At 65.8% G+C, this 17,312-nt stretch carries 5 protein-coding genes; 2 read left to right on the top strand and 3 right to left on the bottom strand.

The window, feature by feature from the left end:
- Positions 1-199 precede the first annotated feature (199 nt).
- From EH240_RS02805 to EH240_RS02795, 3 genes are all read right to left on the bottom strand, one after another.
- Entirely contained in the window at positions 200-952 is a 753-nt protein-coding gene (locus EH240_RS02805; protein ID WP_245435808.1) for a M15 family metallopeptidase, read from the bottom strand.
- A gap of 223 nt (positions 953-1,175) precedes the next feature.
- Positions 1,176-3,266 (bottom strand): penicillin-binding protein 1C, encoded by a 2,091-nt coding sequence (pbpC, locus tag EH240_RS02800; protein ID WP_245435807.1) that lies wholly within the window; start codon positions 3,264-3,266, stop codon positions 1,176-1,178.
- A 213-nt stretch (positions 3,267-3,479) separates the two neighbouring features.
- Complete coding sequence (locus EH240_RS02795; RefSeq protein WP_124995891.1) at positions 3,480-8,975, bottom strand: alpha-2-macroglobulin family protein; 5,496 nt, start codon at positions 8,973-8,975, stop codon at positions 3,480-3,482.
- Positions 8,976-9,252: 277 nt separating this feature from the next.
- Here EH240_RS02795 and EH240_RS02790 point away from each other — a divergent pair, with 277 nt between their 5' ends.
- Both EH240_RS02790 and EH240_RS02785 read left to right on the top strand, forming a co-directional pair.
- Positions 9,253-11,181, top strand: coding sequence for an autotransporter assembly complex protein TamA (locus EH240_RS02790; protein WP_124995890.1), 1,929 nt, complete (start codon positions 9,253-9,255; stop codon positions 11,179-11,181).
- 2 nt (positions 11,182-11,183) lie between these two features.
- Positions 11,184-17,237: a translocation/assembly module TamB domain-containing protein gene (locus EH240_RS02785; protein WP_124995889.1), complete on the top strand. Its 6,054-nt coding sequence runs from the start codon at positions 11,184-11,186 to the stop codon at positions 17,235-17,237.
- Positions 17,238-17,312: the final 75 nt, after the last annotated feature.

Below are 17,312 nucleotides of genomic sequence, written 5' to 3'. Positions count from 1 at the left end.
ACTCTAGCGAGTTTATAGAAATTAGATGCATTGAATGTTGCCTTTTTCACCTCTTCGAAGCAATTTTTCGCCGAACGGCGGCTATTCGAGGAAATGATTTCCTCAACCGCGGCAGCGTGGCTTCCTCATCAGCCGGCCTAATTAGAACTCATCAGCCGGCCTAATTAGAAACTGTCGCGGCCAAGGCAAGTCCTACGGCCTAGTTGGCGGTGACCGGAAAATCGAAACGCTGTTTTGGAAACGGCTCGTCGGCAAGCGTGAAATGCCACCATTCGCGTGCATAGTTGCGGAAGCCGGCGGCGCGCATGGCGGCAAGCAGCATCTTGCGGTTCGCCGCTGCGTCGGCGGCGAGCGGGCGGTGAGCCGTCTCGCTCGCCCGATCGAAACAGTCGAAGCCGGTGCCGAAGTCGAGCGTGCCGGTGTCAGGCGCGCCGCAAGCGGGACGAGCCGCCCTCTTCTTGTCCGCCTCGGCAATTGCAAGGTCGACGGTCGAGCCGCGCGAATGGCTGGACAGTTCGCCGACATAGCCCTTGGCGATGAGATCGCCACGCTCGACCTTCGGGTACCATTGCGGGTCGGGCGGGCCGCCTTGCCGCGTCCATTCACCCATATCGGCGACGGCGCGCGCCGGGCGGTAGCAGTCGAAGACGACCAGGGTCAGGTCCTTGGCGGCGATTGTCTTCTGAACGCCGGAAAGCGCCTTGGCCGCCTGCCCGGTCAGGATGCAGACCGGTGCTTCGTAGCCGTCGGCCTTGCGGTGCAGGAAGTTTTCGAGGCCGGCATAGCGGATGTCCTGGCGAATGGTGGGATCGACATCGGCGAGTCGGACGAAGCCGGCAGGGAGGGGATCGGCGCGGGCGAGGAGGGGGGCTGCGGTCAGGAAAGCCAGCGTCGCGAGGATTGTAGCCAGCGAAGGATGGCGCGAGGCACCCCCCTCTGCCCTGCCGGGCATCTGCCCTGCCGGGCATCTCCCCCGCAAGGGGGAGATCGGATGTCGCGCCGCCTTCGCCAGTCGCCAACGTTGCAGAAAGGACGGCGCCGTCGAAGCTGCCAATCTCCCCCCTTGCGGGGGAGATGGCCGGCAGGCCAGGGGGGTGCCTCGCACCATGCATCAGGCGAGGGTTCCTTCAGGTCTAGCCTTGAGAAGCGCAACGCGCTGAATCGCTTGCCGCATTCTATTCAACGAAAACCTTCACGCTGGCCGCGCGGCCGGCGGCGTCGATCACCGTCAGCGTCGAATAGCCGGCGCCGTCAGGCTGCCAGGTCGCGGTGCGGCGGCGGTCGATGCCGGCGAGCGGCTTGCCGTTGGCAAGCCAACGGAACGGCGCGCGGCCGCCCTGCAGCTTCAATACCAGCGGCGTGGCATCCGCCGAATTGGCGCCGAGATCGACGCGTGCGCCGTCCGGTGGGAAGATGATGGTGGGCGCCGGCTCGGTCGGCGTTGCCTGCACCAGCCCGTCCGATCCGGCGCCGAAGCGGGCGAGCGTCACCGGCAGTTCCTCGCGTTTGGGGGTGAAGACGCCCGGCGGCCGGCCTGGCAACGGCATGATGGTGAGCCCCGAGCGGACAAAACCCTCGAACAGGATCGGCGCCGCCGAGACATAGCCGGAGAGGCCTGGGATGGGACCGGCGTCGGCGCGGCCGACCCAGACGCCCAGCACGTAGCGGCCGTCGAAGCCGACCGACCAGGCATCGCGATAGCCATAGGACGTGCCGGTCTTGTAGGCGATGCCGCGCTGCATCGCGCCCTCCGGCGGCTTCATGCCGGAGAGGATATCGGTGATCTGCCAGGCGGCCTGGTCGTCGAGGATGGTGGCCGTGACGCGCTCGGCATTGGCCGGCTCGGTGCCGTCATGCAGCGTGTGCATCTTCCCACCATTGGCGAGCCCCGTATAGAGTTGCACCAGATCGCGCAACGTCACGCCGGCGCCGCCGAGGCCGATCGCCAGGCCGGGCGCCTCGTTGAGCGGCAGGACCAGGTTGACGCCGGCCTGGCGGAAGCGCGCCGTGAGCCGCGCGGGACCGACGGCGTCCAGCACCCGGATCGCCGGCACGTTGAGCGACAGCTGCAGCGCCTGCCTGATGCTGACGTCGCCCTGGTAGCCCATGTCGAAATTCTTCGGCCGGTAGCCGCCGAAATCGGCCGGACTGTCCTCGATGATCGTCTCCTGCGCCACCAGCCCTTGCTCGAAGGCGAGCCCGTAGATGAACGGTTTCAGCGTCGAGCCGGGCGAGCGCACGACCTTGGTCATGTCGATCCAGCCGGAGCGGCTGGCGTCGAAGAAATCGGCCGAGCCGACTTCGCCAAGAATGTCGCCGGTGCGCGCATCGGCCATCACCATGGCGACGGAAAGTTTTGGCCCGAGCTTCCTGGCGGCCTCTTTCGCCACCTGCTCCAGCCCTTGCTGCACGCTTCTGCGGATGGTGAGCTGCAGCGGCTTGCCGGGCTCCGCCCTGGGCAGCACGGCATAGGAAGCGTGCGCGGCCAGCGCCGGCAGCTTGCGGCGCAGGCCTGAAACATCGTCGAGGGCGGCCCGCGCGGCCTCGCGTTCGCCGAGCAGGCCAGCGGAAACCATGCGGTTGAGCACGCGGTCGCGAGCGGCATGCGCGACGTCGAGATTGCGGTCGGGCCGGCGTTTTTCCGGCAGTTGCGGCAATGCGACCAAGAGGGCTGCCTCAGATACGGTCAGCCGCTTCGGCTCCTTGCCGAAATAGGCGAGCGAGGCGGCGCGCACGCCTTCGAGATTGCCGCCATAAGGCGCCAGTGTCAGGTAGCGTTCGAGGATTTCGCGCTTGGACAGACGCCGCTCGATCTGGATGGCGCGCAGGATCTGCTTGGCTTTGGAGGCGAGGCTGCGGCTGTCGCGCGGCTCGATCAGCCGGGCAAGCTGCATCGACAGCGTCGAGCCGCCGGAAATGATATGGCCGCTGGTGGCGAACTGGCCTGCCGCGCGGCAAAGCGCCAGAACGTCAACGCCACGGTGGTCCCAGAAGCGCTTGTCTTCATAGGCGACCAGCATGTCGACGAACTGCTTGTCGACCTGGTCCAGCCGGGTCCCGAGCCGCCAATAGCCGTCCGGCGTAGCGAAGGCGCGCAGGAGCTGGCCGTCGCGGTCCTGAGCTTCGGTCGACACCGTCAACGTCGCCGGCAGCGGCGGCGGGAAGGCGCGGTCGAGTTGCCAGAGGGCGGCGACGGAAAGGGCAAGAAAGCCGGCGAGGCACCCGCCCGCGATGGCGGTCCGCCTAAGGAACTTTTTGGAGAGCATGGCGCTGCCCCTCATTGCCCTGTCGGGCATTTCTCCCCGTCTAGAGACGGGGAGAAAGGAGCCTGCGCCGCGGCTTTCGCCAATTTCCAACGTTGCAGAACAGGTGCCGACGATCGCGACTGTTCCCTTCTCCCCGTCTCTATACGGAGAGAAGGAGCCGGCAGGCGGATGAGGGGCAGCGCCATCGCTATGGTCATGGTTCCCATCCTTGCCTTACTCCGCCTTGACCTCCATGACGCCGGTCGCCGTGCGGGCCGAATATTGCGGCCGGTACATGTCCTCCACCGTCGCCGCCGGATGGGCATAAGTGCCCGGCGTCACGGCGCGCACGACGTAAGCCAGCGTGATGTTGCGGTCGCCGTCGCCTTCGTTGGGGTTGAAGGCGGCGACGAAGCGGTCGTTGCGGAACTCCAGATGCGCGGCATCGGTTTGCGCCAGCCAGGAGAAGTTCGACAATTGCGCGCTGGAGACCAGGCCCGGATTGTCGATCTCGAAGCCTGCCGGCAACAGGTCGGTGATCAGCAAGCGCGAGGGCCACTTGTTCTGCTCATAGACCTTGAGCACGACGACATAGCGTTCGTTCTGCCTGGCCTCGGTGACATTGGCTCCGGTGCCGTCGAGCTTGTAGTAGGTGCGATCGATGGTGAAGCCGTCGCCGCCGGCCGGCAGCGGCTCGACCGGTGCCGCCACCGCGGTGACGACGGCCTGCAGCGCCGTCGTGCCGGTGTTGGCGATGGTGAGCGGGCTGCCCTCGAGGTCGCTGCCGGAAACCCGGTCCGAATAGCCGCCGGCATGCGGTGCGCCGTTGACGGAAAGCGTGATGGAATCATTGCCTTCCTTCAGCGCCCTTGCCGCCAGCAGCATCCAGGATTCATCCTGCGTGCTCATCCAGCGGGCATCGGCACGTTCCCTCGCCACCAGCCTGATCAACTGCGGCACGATGCTCGGCACCGGCTTCGATTCGGCCGCAAGCGCCAGAATCGCAGCACCATCGCGGAGCTGCGAGCCGTAATCGGAGCGGTAGTAGTCATACTCGGTGCTCTCCTGCGCCAGCTGCAGCGCCGTCTGGAAGGTGGCTTCCGAACGCTGCGTGTCGCCATAGAGCGCCAGGCTTGCCGCCAGTTGCGCGACGGCCAACGGGCTGGAGAAGGCTTCGAGCTGCGTGTCCACATAGTAGCGCAGATCGCCGATCGAGGCCTTCTTGTTGCGGGCAAGCACGTAGAGCGCGTAGGCAATCTCGCTGCCGCGATCCTGGACGTCCTGGTCGTAGCCCAGCGAGTTCTGCAGGTTGTTCAGCGCCTGGTTCATCGCCAGGGCCGGGACGTCATACTTCTGCTCGCGCGCCCGGGTCAGGAACTCCGTGACATAAGCGTCGAGCCAGAGATCGCCGGAGCCCGGACCCCAAAGGCCGAAGCTGCCGCTGGAAGCCTGGTAGCTCAGCACCTTGTAGACGGCGTCCTGGATGCGGCCGTGCAGCTCCGGATCGCTCTCCATGCCGATGCTGGTCGCCATGTCGTTGACATAGAGCAGCGGCATGGCGCGGCTGGTGGTCTGCTCGGCGCAGCCATAGGGGTAACGGTCGAGCGTCATCAAAAGCGAAGGCACGTCGAAGGCCGCCGCCTGCGAGACGCCGACGCTGACCGAAGCGCCGTCGAGCACGCTTGAAGCAAGCAGCTCCTTGTCGACGCGCAAGGCGCCGCCATTGGGTTTCAGGTCGACCACCATGCGGTTGGTGACCGGAAGCTGCGCCGGGCGAACCGGCAGATAGAGCGTCTGCTCGACTTCCGTTCCACTGTCATGCGCGAGCTTGACGGTGACCGAAGCATCGCCCGCCGTCCGTGCAATCAACGGGAAGGAGAGCGACTGCCGCTTGCCCTGGGCGAGCGTCAGCTTCTCGGGCAGGGGCTTGTCGCCGGTCGAGAGATCGCCGGTCGTGGTGACCGAGAGCTTGTAATCGCCGGCCGGGCCGTCGGTGTCGGCGATGTCGAGGCGCATGGTCGCTGCATCGCCGGGCGCCAGGAAGCGCGGCAGGCCGGCGGTGATCACCACCGGATCGCGCACGATGACGTCGGTTTGGGCATGGCCGACCGCCTCCTTGGTCCAGGCGACAGCCATGAGGCGCACGGTACCGTTGAACTGCGGGATATCGAAATCGACCCGCGCGTTGCCGTTGGCATCGAGCTCAACCGGGCCGGAGAAGAAGGCGACCAGCTTTTCGGTCGGCGGGCTGCCTTGCGACTGCATGTTGGCGCCGTCGCCGCCGGTCCGCAGCTTGCCGGTGGTGCCGAGCGAGCCGTCGATCAGGCGGCCATAGAGGTCGCGGATCTCGAGCCCCAGCATGCGCTGGCCGAAGAACCAGTCCTCCGGATCGGGCGCCTTGTAGTTGGTGAGGTTGAGGATGCCGACATCGACGGCCGCGACCATCACATAGGCATTGCTGCCAGCCTGAGCGCCGTTGACGGCGACCGGGATCGACAGCTGCTGGCGCGGCGCGGTCTTTTCAGGCGGCGTCAGCGTGACGGCAAGCTTCTTCGAGCCGGGATTGACGGTCAGCCATTTGACGCCGATGGCGCGGGCCGGCATGCGCGATTCCTGCGCATCGCCAGGTCTGAACAAAGTCGCCGTGACATAGGCGCCGGCGCCCCAGTCGTCGCCGACCGGGATGTCGACGGTGCTGCCGCCGGCCGGCACCGAGTCGGTGACGGTCTTCAGAAGCTTCTCGGCGCCGATGGTGATGAGCAGCTCGCCGGCAAAATGCGGCGAGACTTTCAGCTTGGCGACCTCGCCGGCGGCGTAAGCGTCCTTATCGAGGGCGATCTCCAGGCCATCGGGCGTTTCCGTGGTGGTCGAGGCGACATACCAGCCGGCGTCGAACTCATAGCTGGTTGCCGGACCATCGGGGTCGGCCGTCTCGACCTCGAGCCGGTAGCGGCCCCAATCGACAGGCAGCGACACGGTCGCGTCGCCTTCGGCGTTCAGGTCGATCTGGCCGTTGGCGACGGCCTGTGTGAGGTTGACCGCTTCATAGTTCCAGGAATTGTTGGAGCGATACCATTGGTAGTTGCGCTCGACCTTGACCAGCGACCACTGGGCGCCTTTCAGTTCCTCGCGCTTGCCGTTCGGATCGACGGCGATGATGCTGAACTTCGCCGTTCCGCCTTGCGGCACCTCGCCGCCTTCGAAATCCGGGCGAATGCCGATCATTTCCTTCTCCGGATGCGCTGCGATATCGAGCGAGCGCTCGACGGCGCGGCCGCCGGCTTCGCGCATGCGGACAGTGACCTTGGCGTTGACCAGCTTGGTGGTCGAAGGCAGTTGGTCGATCGAAACCGGGAAGGTCGCCTTGCCGTCATCGCCGACGACGGGAAGGTTGGCTAAAGGCGTCACCGAAGGCTCGGCCGACTGCTCGTCGGAGAGACCGAAGGTGAAGCCCTTGAACCGGTCCCAACTGCTCGTGGTCGACAGCGTCATCTCGCCTTCGAGCGCGAGACCGGCGGCCGGCGCGCCGTAGAGGAAGCGACCGTCGACGCTGACATTGGCGATCTCGCCCTGGGCGATCTCCTTCTTGTCGGCCGTCAAGTCGAACTCGATGCGATCCGGCACGAAGTCTTCGACCAGGAACATCTGGCTCGCCACCGGCGCCTGCTTGGGATCGGTATAGATCGACACCGTCCACGTGCCGCGCATGGCGTTGGGCTCCAGCGGCAGATCGACCGCATGGCCGCCGGCTGAGACGCCGTCGCTGACGATGCGGCGGTTCTCGACGCCGTCGGGGCGGGTGAAAATGAAGGTCAGCGGCAGGTTCTCGACCGCCTTGGCGGCGCCGTCGCGGGCAAGGGCCGCGACATGGACATCCTCGCCGGCGCGGTAGATGCCGCGCTCGGTCCAGGCATAGACGTCGAGCGCGCCGGGCGCGGCACGCCCGGCAACGCCGCGATCCGACAGATCGAAGCCTGCGCGGCCCATGTCGAGGAAGACAAAGTCGTTGCCGCCCTGCTTGGCCATCAGCACGGCCGGCACCATGCCGCCTTCGCCGCGGGTCAGGCCCGGGTTGAAGACGGCGTGGCCTTCGGCGTCGGATGTCGCCGTGCCGAGGATTTCATTGTTCCTGGCAAGCAGCGTCAGCTCGGCGCCGGCAATCGGCTTGGCGGAGCCGAGCGAACGGGCAAAGACATTGAGGCCGTCCTGCCCGGTATAAGTAGAGAGGCCGATGTCGGAAACGACGAACCACTGCGTGGCGAGCGAACCATAATCGTCGCTCTTGTCGTCGACCGCCTGCGCGGTCAGCACATAGACGCCCGGCTTGCGCTGCGGGATCGCCTGATCCACCGGGAACGAGGTGGTGACCTCCTTGTTGAGGTCGTTGGCGATGTCGAGCGTGCCTTCCCAGACGGGCTCGCCCATCTGGTCCGAAATGGTGGAAATGTCGTAGCCGTCGAGCTGACGCAGGAACTGATAGCCGGACAGAAGCTGCGCCAGCGAACGGTCGCCGATGCGGTAGAGCTTCATCTTGGCGGCGTTCATGTTGACGGTGACCACCGGAATGCCGCGGCGGGCGCCAGCCGGCAGCACGAAGCTGTCGCCGGTGAAGCGGGTCGAGGGGGCGCGGTCCTGGACATAGATCGACAGCACGACCGGGGCTGCGATCGTCTCGCCGATCGCCGCCGGCAGGCCGGCGCGGAAGGTCACGTCGTAGTGCTGGCCGTGTTCCAGCCCCTCGACGCAGATCTGCTTGTCTTTGGCCTCGACGGCCTTGGGAGGCGCGTTGTCGACGGTGACGAACTGTGAATAATCGACGCCGGTCTTGACCAGCTCCTCGGAAAACTGCGCGCAGATGCGCGGCGAGCTGGAGTCGGCGTCGACAGTGTGCTCGACAACGCGAAACCCCTTGCGCGCCTTGAGGTCGGCGTAGTCGGCCTGAACGGCGGGCGAGCTCACCAGCGCAAGGCTCGCCTCATAGGCCTGAATGGCCGGCCGGAAGAGGTCGCGCTTGTCGAGGCCGGCGCCAAGCAGCGCAAGCGCTTCGGCGCGGGTCTTTGCGGTACGCACGAGCTTATAGGCGTTGAAAGCGGCCGACGTGACATTGGCCGGCAAGGTCGAGGGTTCGGAGGTGTTGGAAGCCGGCTGCACGCCGAGCGTCTCGCGCGCCAGCGCCAGCCAGAGCGCGCCGTCGTCCGGTAGGATGGAAAGCGCGGCCTGGTATTTCTGCATGGCGAGACGATGATCGCCGGTCAGCGCCGCCTGCTCGGCCGCGGCCTGAAGCGCTGCCAACCCTTCGGTCGGCTTGTCATAGGCCGGATCGGTCAGCTTGTTGCGGAACTGCTGGGCCTGGTCGGCCATCCAGTTGGGGAAGAAGGCAAGTGCCGGCGGCGCGCCGATATCGGGGTCGCTGTCGACATTGGCGATCTTGCCGGCGACGGCGCCGCTGAAGGGTTTGAGCTGATTATAGTCGGATTTGAGAAAGCACCATTTGGCCTTCGTGTTGTAGGTGAAGGCACGGCAAACAGGGTCGCCGAGACATGTGGTCTTGCATTGGTCGAGGCTGACATTCTGGTCGGACCTGAGGTCGAAACCGAAATAGTCGGAATTGTCGGTGGTTACGATTCGCCGGGCTTCGGCCGCAAGTGCCGCCCCGCTCGATGCGAGGAAGATAGGGGCGAAGAAGATCAGAAGAAGGAAAGAGAGACCACGAGCCGCGCGCATTGCCACATCACCCTCCAGACGCTGCTAACGTTCGGGCATGATCAAGCTTCGCTCAGGCTTGTCAACGCCGGAACGCGGCAGGTTTTCAACCTGCCAACGGTTTCCATGCCGGCCAAAGGCCGGTATTTCGACAGAACCTCTGTGAGACGGATCACACATTCTTGCGAAAATGCAAAAGGTGTGAATTCCAAGCCCCGTCTATTTCAGACAATTGGATTGTGGCCCCTTTACGAGCGTTTCAGAACTTCATTCCAATTTTAGTTTTGTCGACTAGGTTGTCTTAATGCCGGCGCATGAAACGCAGATGTCAGGAGGGATCGCGCCAGGGCGCGGGCTTCCGCGCGCCCTGCTTTTGGCGCTCGTCTGCTCGACCATGCTGGCCGGCGAAGCGCGCCAGGCGGCCGCCTTCGAGATATTCGGCATCAAGCTCTGGGGCTCATCCAGCGACGAGGACGCCGATATCGTCGATCCGCTGCGCTATTCCGTGACCATCGATGCGCCGGATGCAGACAAAGACCTGGTCGAGAGGCTTGAAAATGCCTCAACGCTGAAGAGCGATGAGGAACACCCGGTTTCCGGATCGCTCGGCCTGATGGCCAAGGCGCGCAGCGACCGGGAACAGCTCGTTGCCGCCCTTTACGCCGATGCCCGCTACGAAGGCGTGGTCACCATTACCATAGAGGGCAAGTCCATAGACGAACTGCCGCCGGACGCCGAATTCAAGGGGCCGCAGCCCATTCCGGTGGTGGTCAGCATTGCCGCCGGGCCGAAATTCACGCTCGGCGACATCAGGCTGAAAGGCGATGCTGCGGGGTTGGCGAGCGCCGATTTCGGCTTGATCGCGGGCGGCGATGCAGGATCGGGCGCCGTGCTCAAGGCCGAAGCCGCGATCGTGCGCGCCCTGAAGGACGAGGGCAGGCCGCTCGCCAAGGTGACGGATCGCGAGATCGTCGCCGACCATGCGACCTCGACGCTCGACGTCACGCTGACGGTGGCGGCTGGCCCGGTCGCCGGCTATGACGGCACGATAGTAGAGGGCACCGACAAGGTCGATCGCGACTTCACCGAATACATGACCGGACTGAAGCGGGGTCAGCAATATTCGCCGCAAGAGATTGATGATGCACGCGATCGCCTGCTCGGGCTGGAAGTCTTCAACAGCGTGACCATCAAGGAACGCGACAGCCTCGACTCCGAAGGCAACATCCCGATCGACGTCCAGGTGAGCGAGCGCAAGCCGCGCTTTTTCGGCGTCGGCGGCACGTTTTCGAATACGGAAGGGCTGGGGCTGGAAGGCTATTGGGGCCACCGCAACCTGTTCGGCCAGGCGGAGAAGCTGCGCATCGACGGTTCCATCAGCGGCATCGGCAGCAACAGCATTTCCGCGCTCAACTACAACGCCGGCATCATGTTCGAGAAGCCGGGCGTGCTCGGGCCGACCTCGAAATTCTTCACCGGCATCAAGACCGTGTTCGAGCACCCCGACGCCTACGACCATTTCTCGGTCAAGGGCAACATCGGCGTCTCCTACGATCTCGACAAGAGGCAAAGGGTTTCGGCGGAATTCGCCCTCGACTATTCGCGGATCACCGACACGTTCGGCAAGCACACCTATCTGATCGCCAGCGTTCCGCTGCAATATGTCTATGACAGCCGCGACGACAAGCTCAACCCGACCAGGGGTTTCAGGGCGCTCGCCTATGCAGAGCCCAGCTACGACACCCTGAACGGCGCGGCCTTCCTCAAGCTGAAGGGCGAAGGCTCCGCCTACCAGTCGCTCGATACGGCAAGCAAATTCGTCCTCGCCGAGCGCGCCGTGCTCGGCTCGATCGTCGGCACCGGCCTGCAGAACGTGCCGGCCGACCGGCGCTTCTATTCCGGCGGCGGCGGCTCGGTGCGCGGCTATGCCTATCAGGGTATCGGCCCGAAGGACATCGACGGCCAGCCGATCGGCGGCCTGTCCTTCTTCGAGACCTCGGTCGAGATGCGCATCGGCGTCACCGACACGATCGGCATCGTGCCCTTCGTCGATGCCGGCACGGTCTCGACGAAGTCCTTCCCCGATTTCTCGGACGTCAAGGTCGGCGCCGGCGTCGGCTTGCGCTATCTTACGCCATTCGGGCCGCTGCGCATCGATGCCGCCGTGCCGCTCAACCGGGATCCGGGCGATCCGCATTTCGGCATCTATGCCGGCATCGGTCAGGCGTTCTGACGATGAAGATATTCTGGCGCATCCTTCGCATCTTCCTTTACGCGCTGCTGCTGTTGCTCGTGGTGGCGATCGGCGCGCTCGTCGTGCTGACCGGTACGGAAGGCGGCCGGCAAAATCTCGCCGGCATGATCTCAAAGATGACCTCGACAGAAGATCGGAAGGTGACGGTCAGCGGCATCGAAGGCATCTGGTCCGGCGCGTTGCGGGTCGATCATGTCGTGCTGGAGGATCGCGCCGGGCCCTGGCTGGTGGCGCGCAGGGTGGCGCTCGACTGGTCGCCGACGGGGCTCTTGTCGCGCAATTTCAACGCCGAGCGCATAGCAGCCGAGCGCATCGAGCTGGCGCGGTTGCCGCAGGCCAGCCAACAGCCGTCGCAAGGCGGATCGACGAGCCTGCCGGTCTCGATCGACGTCAGAGAGATCGACCTGCCGGAAATCGCGCTCGGGCAGGAGCTTGCCGGCAGCGGCATTGCCGAACTTGCCGCCAAGGGCTCGCTCAAGGCCGATCCGTCGCCGCTGGCGATCGAGACGGTGCTCAACGTCGCCCGCCACGACGGCAAGCAAGGCAATGTAGACGCCAAGGTCCATTTCGCGCCGGCCGACAACAAGCTCGACCTCGACCTCAAGGCCTCGGAGCCGGCTGGCGGCATCATCGCCAATTTGCTCAAGCTGCAGGATGCGCCGCCGGTCGATATCATCGTTTCCGGCACCGGGCCGCTCGCCAATTGGAGCGGCATCGGCACCTTCGTCGTCGACCACCAGATCGTCACCCAGCTCACCGGCCGCCACCAATTGAGCGACAAGGGCCACTACATCGAGGCCAAGGGCGACGGCCAATTCGAGCGCTTCCTGCCGGAGAAGTTTAAGTCGCTCTTTGCCGGCAAGACGAGCTTCGACATGGCGGGCACGGCGACCACGACAGGCGGGATCGATATCGAGCGCGCAAATATAGAGAGCGACGCGGTTCACGGCACTGCCACCGGCAATGTCGATCCGAAGGGCGCCAGCGACCTTGCCGTCGAGCTCTTCGCCAAGGACAAGCCCGTCACCATCGATGTCGGCACGAGCGCCGTGCCGATCCTGGTCGCGGTCGAGAAGGCGACCGCACGCGTCTTTGGCGACGGCAAGGCGCCGATGGTCGATGTCGGCACGTCGCTGGCCTCGGTCGCCGTCGGCGGCACGCAGTTCAACAACCTCACGGGCGAGATCCATTCGGACGGCTTCGATGTCGAGAACCGCAGCGGGCCTGTCACCATCAAGCTTGCCGCCGCCGGCTTGAAGACCGACGTGGCGACGCTGGCGCCGCTGGTGACGGGCAAGCTCGCCGCCGATCTCGCCGGCTCGATCAGCCGTGACACCATAACCGTCGACCAGGGCACGCTGCGCAGCGATGCGCTGAATGCGGCGCTGACGGCCGGCGTTTCGCTCGCCGATCTGTCGATGACGCTGAAGATGAACGCCGACGCCGTATCGAAGGCGCTGCCGCCGCAGATCAGCTCGCTGCTTGGCGAACGGGTGAGATTCTCGGCTACCGCCACCCGCGATCCGGAAGGCGCCTTCGCGGCCAATGAGCTGGAGCTCACCTCCGGCTCGCTCAGCGCCAGCGGCACCGCCAGCGCGCAAGGCTCGGACATCCAGGCCAACGTCAAGGGAACGCTGGGCGATGTATCGGCGCTGTCGTCGCTGGCGGGCACGCCGCTCGCCGGCGGGATCAATTTCGCGCTGAGCGCCAGCGGTCCGCGCTGGGCTCCGGACTTCTCGGTCTCGGCCGACAGCGCCAGCCTGACTGCGGCCGGCCGCACGGTGAAGGACATCAAGCTCTCGGCAAAGGGCAAGGCCGACATCGCCAACCCCTCTGCCGACGTTTCATTGACCGGCAGCGTCGAGGAGCAGCCGCTCGACATCAGGGCCTCGCTGGTGACCGCCGCCGGCAAGCGCTCGGTCAGGGAGCTGAGCCTGGCGCTCGGCGACAACAAGGTTTCAGGCGACCTCGCGCTTGACGATCAGCTCCTGCCGCTCGGCACGCTAACGCTCGCCGTGCCCGATATCGGGCCGTTGGCGGCGCTTGGCGGCCAGACTGCGACCGGCGATATCAACGGCACGATAGCCTTCGCCAAGGACGGCACGGCGCCGAGCGTCACCATCAACGCGGCCAGCGGATCGATCGCGCGCGGCGCGCTGGCGGCGAAGACCATCACCGTCAACGCGCTGATCGCCAACTATCTCGAGGGACCGGCGATCTTCGGCACGATCAAGGCCGACAGCGTCACCACCGGCAGCACGGTGATCAGCGGCATCGGCATCGATCTGAAGCGCGATGGCGACTGGACCAATTTTTCCGGCGGCGCGACGGCATCCGGCATTCCGGCCACCGTCAGCGGGCGCGTGAAGATCGCGGACGGCAAGACGAGTGTCGAGATCGCGTCCGGCGAAGCTACCGTCCGCGGCATCAAGGCGGCGATCGCAGAGCCTTCGAGCCTCTCGATCGCCAATGGCGTCGCCACTGTCGAGAAGCTCGCGCTCAACCTCGGCGGCGGCACGGCGACGGTTTCCGGCAGCGCCGGCCAGACCCTCGACCTGACGGCCAATTTCGCCAGCCTGCCTGCGGCGCTCGCCAATGATTTCGTGCCCGGCCTCGATGCAGCCGGAACGCTGGAAGGCGCGGCACATGTCACGGGTCCTTCGGCCAACCCTGATGTTCAGTTCAACGCCAAGCTCGCGGGCGTCGAGACCAGTCAGACCCGCCAGGCCGGGCTGGGGCCGCTCAATCTCGACGCCGCCGGCAGCGTCTCGACCGGCGCCGGCCTGACAATCGACCAAGCGACGCTTTCCGGCGACAGGATCTCGGGCAAAGCCGCCGGCACCATCAATCCGAACGGCGCCAGCGATTTATCGCTCGATCTCACCTCGAACGGGCCGAGCCTGCCGCTCAAATTCGGTACCGCCGAAAGTCCCGTCGAACTGGAAATGCAGGCTTTGTCGATGAAGGCCGTGGGACAGGGCGCGACGCCGCGGCTCGACATCTCCGCCACGCTGCCCTCCGCCACGGCCAACCATGTCAAGGTGGAAGGCCTGGCGCTGGCGCTGCATTCCGACCGATTCGATGTCAAGAGCCGGACCGGTCCTGTCTCCGGCACGGTCGCAGCCGACAAGATCGATCTCGACAATCCGACGGTCGCGCCGCTGGTCGCCGGCAAGGTCACGGCGAAAGTCGCCGGCAGCCTTGCTCCGGACGCGATCACCATCGACGGCGGCTCGGCGACCAGCGGCGCCGTGGACGGCGCCTTCAACGGCCGGGTGTCGTTTGCCGACGGCTCCGTCGACTTCACCGTCAAGGCGGACGTGCTCTCGGCCGCCTTGCCGGCAGCGGTGCGCGGCGTGCTTGCCGCGCGCACGCAACTCAGCGCCACGACGCAGCGCGACGCCAAGGGCAATGTCAGCGTCGGGCCGGTCAAAGTAGTCTCCGGCGCGTTCACCGCCGACGGGCAGGCGAGCATCGCCGACAACACGCTGAGCGCCGCCGTCAAAGGCGCGCTGGCGGACATTTCGCTGCTGTCGAAGGACGCCAAGGGCGCCATCACCTTCGCCCTCGACGCGCAAGGTGCCGCCACGGCGCCGGACCTTTCGCTGACGGTGAACAGTGACAGGCTGTCGGTGGCGGCGCGCGAGATCACCGGGCTTAAGCTAACGGCCACCGGCAAGGCGGATGCGGCCAATCCGGCTGCCAATGTGCAACTGACCGGCAATGTCGCCGAACAGCCGCTGCAGGGCAGCGCGGTGCTCGCGACCACCAACGGCAACCGCGCGATCAATGGGCTTTTGCTGTCGCTGGGATCGAACAAGATTTCCGGCGATCTCGCCCTCGACGAGGCCTTCGTGCCGCAAGGCAGCGTCTCGCTCGATCTTCCCGATATCGGCCCGTTGGCGGCCCTTGCCCTGGAAAAGGCCGAGGGCGACGTGCGCGGCACGATCGCCTTCTCGAAAGCCGGCAACGGACCGAACGTCACCGTCAAGGCGAGCACGGCGGCGATCAGGCGCGGCGACCTTTCGGCCAAGAACGTCGCCATCGACGCGCAGATCGCCAACTACCTTGCCGCACCTGTCATCTCCGGCAAGATTCGCGCCGGCGACGTGACCTCCGGCGGCACAGCCGTCACCGGCATCGATGTCGACCTGAAGCGCGACGGCGACTGGACCGGCTTTTCCGGCGGCGCCACCGTCAAGAACATTCCGGCGAAGGCGGCCGGCCGGGTGAAAGTGGCGAACGGCACGACGACGGTCGAGCTCGCGTCGGGCCAGGCGACGGTGCAGGGCATCAAGGCGGCGATCGCGCAGGCCTCAACCCTGACTATCGCCAATGGCGCGACGACGCTCGATAAGCTGGTGCTCAATCTTGGCGGCGGCACGGCGACGGTGACGGGCAAGGTCGCACAGACGCTCGACATCAACGCCAATCTCGCCAGGGTGCCGGTCTCGCTCGCCAACAGTTTCTCGCCCGGCCTCGACGCGGCAGGTTCGATCTCGGGCACGGTGAAAGTGTCCGGCGCGCCAGCCTCTCCGGCGGTCGCCTTCAAGGTCAATGCTTCCAGCGTGCAGACGTCGCAGACGCGGGGCGCCGGGCTCAGCGGCATGAACGTATCGTCGTCGGGAACCTTTGCCGGCAACAAGCTCGCCTTCGACGCCAGCATCAGCGACGGCGCCGGGCTCGGCCTCAAGGGCGGCGGCACGGTGACGACGGCCGGCACGCCGACATTGGCGCTCGATTTCAAGGGCAAGGTGCCGTTCTCCTTCCTTGCCGCCAAGCTGGCCGCGCAAGGCCTGGCGCTCAACGGCACAGCCAATGTCGACGTGCAGGTGCGCGGTCCGGCATCCGCGCCGGTGATCAGCGGCAAAGTCACGACATCCGGCGCACGCCTTATCGACGCGCGTTCCGGGCTTGCGGTCAACGACGTCGCCGCCGACGTCTCGATCGGCGGCGGCGTCGCCAGGATCAACCGACTGACCGGCACGTTGTCGACGCGCGGCAGCCTTTCGGCGAGCGGTACCGTCGGCATCACACCGGCGCAAGGCTTCCCGGCCGACCTGTCGATCAAGCTCACCGACGGCCGCTATACCGACGGCAGGGTGGTGACCGCCAATCTCGGCGGCGATCTGACGATCAAGGGGCCGCTCGTTTCGGCGCCTGTGATCGCCGGCACCATCAATCTGACGAAGATGGTCATCACCGTGCCGGAAAAGCTGCCGGGGTCGCTCTCGGCGCTTGACGTCAAGCACAAGAATGCGCCGCGCGCGGTGCGCGCGCAGGACAGGGCGCTGAACCCGCCGACATCCAGCGGCAGAGGCAATAGCGGCAGCGGCCTTACCCTCGACGTGACGGTCAACGCGCCGAACCAGATATTTATCCAGGGCAGGGGCGTCGACGGCGAGCTCGGCGGCTCGCTCAAGCTGACCGGATCTGCATCCTCGCCGCAGGCCGTCGGCACCTTCACTTTGCAGCGCGGCCGGCTGACGATCCTCGCCAAGCGGCTGACCTTTACCGACGGCACAGTCGGGTTCCAGGGTTCGCTGGTGCCCTACCTCAACCTGACGGCGACAACGACGACCAGCAGCGCCACCGTCACCATTGTCGTCTCAGGCGAGGCGACCAATCCCAAGTTCAATTTCTCCTCCGTGCCGGCGCTGCCCGAAGACGAGGTGCTGGCGCAACTGATCTTCGGCCGCTCGATGTCGAATCTGTCGCCACTGCAAATCGCCCAGCTCGCCGACGCCGCCGCGCAACTGGCCGGCGCCGGCGGCTCGACCTCGCTGCTCGACAACCTGCGCAATGCTATCGGCTTCGACGATCTCGACGTGACGACGGACGAGAAGGGCGGCACCGCCGTTTCGGCCGGCAAATACCTCAACGACCGCACCTATGTGACGATCCAGAAGGGCGACAAACCAGGCTCCGGCAAGGCGGCGATCGACCTCGATGTCGGGCGCGGGGTGAAGCTTCGCGGCGAAGCCAATGACGCGGGCGAAGCAAAAGGCGGCGTCTTTTACGAACGCGAATATTGAGGGGCGCTGCTCGCCCACGGCAGGACTGAGAGGACTTTTGCCCCGCCGGCAAGGCCCTTATCCGCCTATAATGTC

It is taken from the genome of Mesorhizobium tamadayense (assembly GCF_003863365.1).
Lineage (GTDB): Bacteria > Pseudomonadota > Alphaproteobacteria > Rhizobiales > Rhizobiaceae > Mesorhizobium > Mesorhizobium tamadayense.
This window is presented reverse-complemented; position numbering and strand designations above follow the sequence as displayed.